This window comes from Thiohalocapsa sp. (assembly GCF_019695415.1).
Lineage (GTDB): Bacteria > Pseudomonadota > Gammaproteobacteria > Chromatiales > Chromatiaceae > Thiohalocapsa.
The window spans coordinates 1-3,424 of record NZ_JAIFKJ010000406.1; the positions used below are offsets into that span (position 1 = coordinate 1).

Consider the following 3,424-nt stretch of genomic DNA (forward strand, 5'->3'; position numbering starts at 1 on the left):
CCCCCCGCCGGCCGGTGTCCCCGCAGCCGGCGCGGGCGCGTCTTCAAGCCCAGGTGGGCCGGTGGAGCTCGGGCCGGGGCGGCGGCGTCGACGGCCGCGTGCCGCCGCCGCTGCCGGGGCGAAAGCAGGCAGTGCGGACAGGCCCTGACGACGGGAGGGTGCTGGAGGTGGCGGGCCTGCTGGACCGCGACCGGGGGCGCTGCATCGCCCGCACCCCCACCCGCGGCCTTGCCCGTGGCATGCGCGTGGTCGACACCGGCGGGCCGCTCCAGGTGCCCGTTGGCGAGGCACTGCTGGGGCGGGTGCTGAACGTCTTCGGCGAGACCATCGACCGCGGCGACGCACTGAAAGACCTGGATCATTGGCCCATCCACCGCCCGCCCCTCCCGCTCGCCGAGCGCGTTACCCGCACAGAGATCTTTACCACCGGCATCAAGGCGCTGGACCTGCTCGCCCCGCTGGAGGCCGGCGGCAAGGCCGGGCTGTTCGGGGGCGCCGGGGTCGGCAAGACCGTGCTCATCACCGAGCTGATCCACAACATGGTGGGCCACTATCAGGGGATCAGCCTGTTCTGCGGCATCGGCGAGCGCTCCCGCGAGGCCGAGGAGCTTTACCGCGACATGCGCGACGCCGGCGTGCTCGACCATACGGTGATGCTCTTTGGCCAGATGAACGAGCCGCCGGGGGCGCGCTTTCGCGTCGGCCACGCGGCGCTCAGCATCGCCGAGTGGTTTCGCGACCAGGCGCACCGCAACGTGCTGCTGCTCATCGACAACATCTTCCGCTACGTGCAGTCCGGCACCGAGGTGTCCGGACTCATGGGACGCATCCCCTCGCGCGTGGGCTATCAGCCAACCCTGGCCACGGAGCTGGCCGACCTGGAGGAGCGCATCTGCAGCTCGGCGAGCGCCGCCATCACCTCGGTGCAGGCGGTCTATGTGCCCGCCGACGACCTGACCGACCCTGCCGCCGCACACATCTTCGGGCACCTTTCCGCATCCATCGTGCTCTCGCGCAAACGGGCGAGTCAGGGCCTGTATCCGGCGGTGGACCCGTTGCAATCGGAGTCCAAAATGCTCACCCCCGCCATCGTCGGCGAGCGCCACTATCGGGTCGCCCAGGACGTGCGTGCGACCCTCGCCGAGTACGAAGAGCTGAAGGACATCATCGCCATGCTCGGTGAGGAAGAGCTCTCCCGGCAGGACCGTGCCACGGTGAGCAAGGCGCGGCGACTGGAGCGCTTTCTCACCCAGCCCTTCTTCACCACCGAGCACTTCACCGGCCAGCCCGGGCAGCTGGTGGAGCTGGAGCAGACCCTGGAGGGCTGCGAGCGCATCCTCGCGGGGGAATTCGCCGACGTGGACGAGCAAGACCTCTACATGCGGGGGGCGCTCGATGAGTGAGCCGGCGCGCACCGACGACCGCACACAGACACTCAGGCTGCGGCTCTTCCTGCCCACGGAGACGCTGGTGGACGCGGCGGTCACCAAGGTGATCGCCGAGGCCGAGGACGGCGCCTTCTGCATCCTGCCCCGGCACGCCGACTGGGTGGCGGCGCTGGTGCCGGGGATTCTGCTCTACACGGACACCGAGGGCAGGGAGCACCTCTGCGCGGTGGACACGGGCACGCTGGTCAAGGCCGGCGACGAGGTCCGCGTGGCCTGCTTCAACGCCGTCGAAGGTGCCGATCTGACTAGCCTGCGCGAAACCGTAGAGGAGGCGTTCCATGGTCTGGACGAGCACCAACGGGAGGCCCGCAGTGCGCTGGCCCGGCTCGAGGCCGGGACGCTCCGACGCTTTCTTGACGTGGAGGCACAGCCCTGATGCCCGCCGCCGAGGACAAGCACGCCCGCCGCAAGCAGCGGCCGGACCAGCACCCCGAGCGGCGCTCGGCCCATCCGGGGCAGCCGCCGGAGCAGCGCTTTCGCGACAGCGTCGGCCGCAAGGCCGCGCGCAAGCAGCGCGCCCGGGCCAGCGAAGACCGCAGCGTCTTCTTCTGGCTCGGCATGTTCGGCATGGTGGGCTGGGCAGTGGCTATCCCGACGCTCGCCGGTGTGGCCCTCGGGCTTTGGCTCGACCGCACCTGGCCGGCAGCGCAGGCCTCCTGGACCCTGACCTTCCTGCTGCTGGGCGTGGCCCTGGGCGTGCTGAACGCCTGGTTCTGGGTCCGGCGTGAGAGCGGGGGCGACTGATGGAGCATGCAGGCCAAAGCGCCGCGCAGGTGGCCCCCATCCTGCTCACCGTCGGCGCCATCTTCCTCGCCGGGCTGGTGGCGGATCTGGTCGGCCGCCACACGCCGCTGCCACGCGTGACGCTGCTGCTGCTGGCGGGGGTGCTGGTGGGGCCTTCGGTGCTGGACCTGCTGCCGCCCTTCACCGAGCGCTGGTTCCCGGTGCTCACCAACATCGCGCTCGCCATGGTCGGCTTTCTGATCGGCGGGCAGCTGACCCCGGATGCGCTGCGCAAGCTCGGCCGCCGCGTGCTGGTGTTGTCGGCGTGCAAGGTGCTGTTGGCGAGCCTGTTTGTCTGCGTCGGGCTTCTGCTCGTAGGCGCGAGCCTTCAAACCGCCCTGCTGCTCGCGGGCATCGCCCCGGCGACAGCGCCGGCGGCCACATTCGACGTGGTGCACGAGGCGAATGCCGAGGGCGAGTTTACGCAGACGCTGCTCGGTTTGGTGGCCATCGACGATGCCTGGGGCATCATGATCTTCACTGTGCTGCTCAGCGCCGCCCAAGCCTTTGCGGGCCAAGGCGGAGAGGCACGCGAGCTGCTCGGCGCGTTCTGGGAGCTGGTGGGTGCCGTCGGCCTTGGCGCCCTGCTGGGGCTGCCGATGGCTTGGCTCACCGGCCGCATCCGTAACGGCGAGCCGACCCAGGCGGAGGCGCTGGGCTTTGTGATGCTCTGCTCCGGCATCGCGCTCTGGCTGGAGGTGTCTTACCTCCTTGCCTGCGTCACCCTCGGCGCCGTGGTGGCGAGCCGTGCCAAGCACCACAGCCGGCCGTTTCGCGCCATCGAGGGCATCGAGTGGCCGTATCTGATCTTGTTTTTCCTGCTCGCCGGCGCCGCGCTGGAGCTCGAGTCACTGCAGGCGGTGGGGCTCATCGGCGCCGTCTACATCCTGCTGCGCAGCGCCGGGCTCTACGCCGGCGCCCAGCTGGGCGGGCGTCTGGGCGGCGCACCGCCGCGGATCTACCACTGGATCGGCTTTGCGGTGTTGCCCCAGGCGGGCGTCGCACTCGGCCTGGCGCTGGTGGCGGTGCAGAGTTTCCCGGCGCTCGAGGACCTGATCCTGCCGACGGTGTTCGGCTCGACAGTTGTCTTTGAGCTCCTGGGTCCGGTGGCCACCCGCTTTGCCCTGCGCAAGGCCGGAGAGGTGCCCACATGAGCGCGGGTCCGTTCATCATCGCAGCACTGGTGCTCGCGG

At 70.3% G+C, this 3,424-nt stretch carries 4 protein-coding genes; all 4 read left to right on the forward strand.

Features of this window, described 5'->3' with window-relative positions; translation table 11 throughout:
• Positions 1-53 precede the first annotated feature (53 nt).
• From atpD to I6U14_RS11560, 4 genes are read left to right on the forward strand one after another with little or no spacing between them, the layout of a single operon-like run.
• Positions 54-1,403 carry a F0F1 ATP synthase subunit beta gene (atpD, locus tag I6U14_RS11545; protein WP_296899476.1) on the forward strand — a complete coding sequence of 450 codons (1,350 nt, stop codon included), beginning with the start codon at positions 54-56 and terminating at the stop codon, positions 1,401-1,403.
• On the forward strand, positions 1,396-1,824 hold the full coding sequence (locus I6U14_RS11550) for a F0F1 ATP synthase subunit epsilon (RefSeq protein WP_296899472.1): 429 nt from the start codon (positions 1,396-1,398) through the stop codon (positions 1,822-1,824). Before atpD ends, I6U14_RS11550 begins: the two co-directional genes overlap by 8 nt.
• Positions 1,824-2,192, forward strand: a complete 369-nt coding sequence (locus I6U14_RS11555; RefSeq protein ID WP_296899473.1) for an AtpZ/AtpI family protein — start codon at positions 1,824-1,826, stop codon at positions 2,190-2,192. Before I6U14_RS11550 ends, I6U14_RS11555 begins: the two co-directional genes overlap by 1 nt.
• Positions 2,192-3,385 (forward strand): cation:proton antiporter, encoded by a 1,194-nt coding sequence (locus tag I6U14_RS11560; RefSeq protein WP_296899474.1) that lies wholly within the window; start codon positions 2,192-2,194, stop codon positions 3,383-3,385. The genes I6U14_RS11555 and I6U14_RS11560 overlap by 1 nt, the downstream gene beginning before the upstream one ends.
• Positions 3,386-3,424 lie beyond the last annotated feature (39 nt).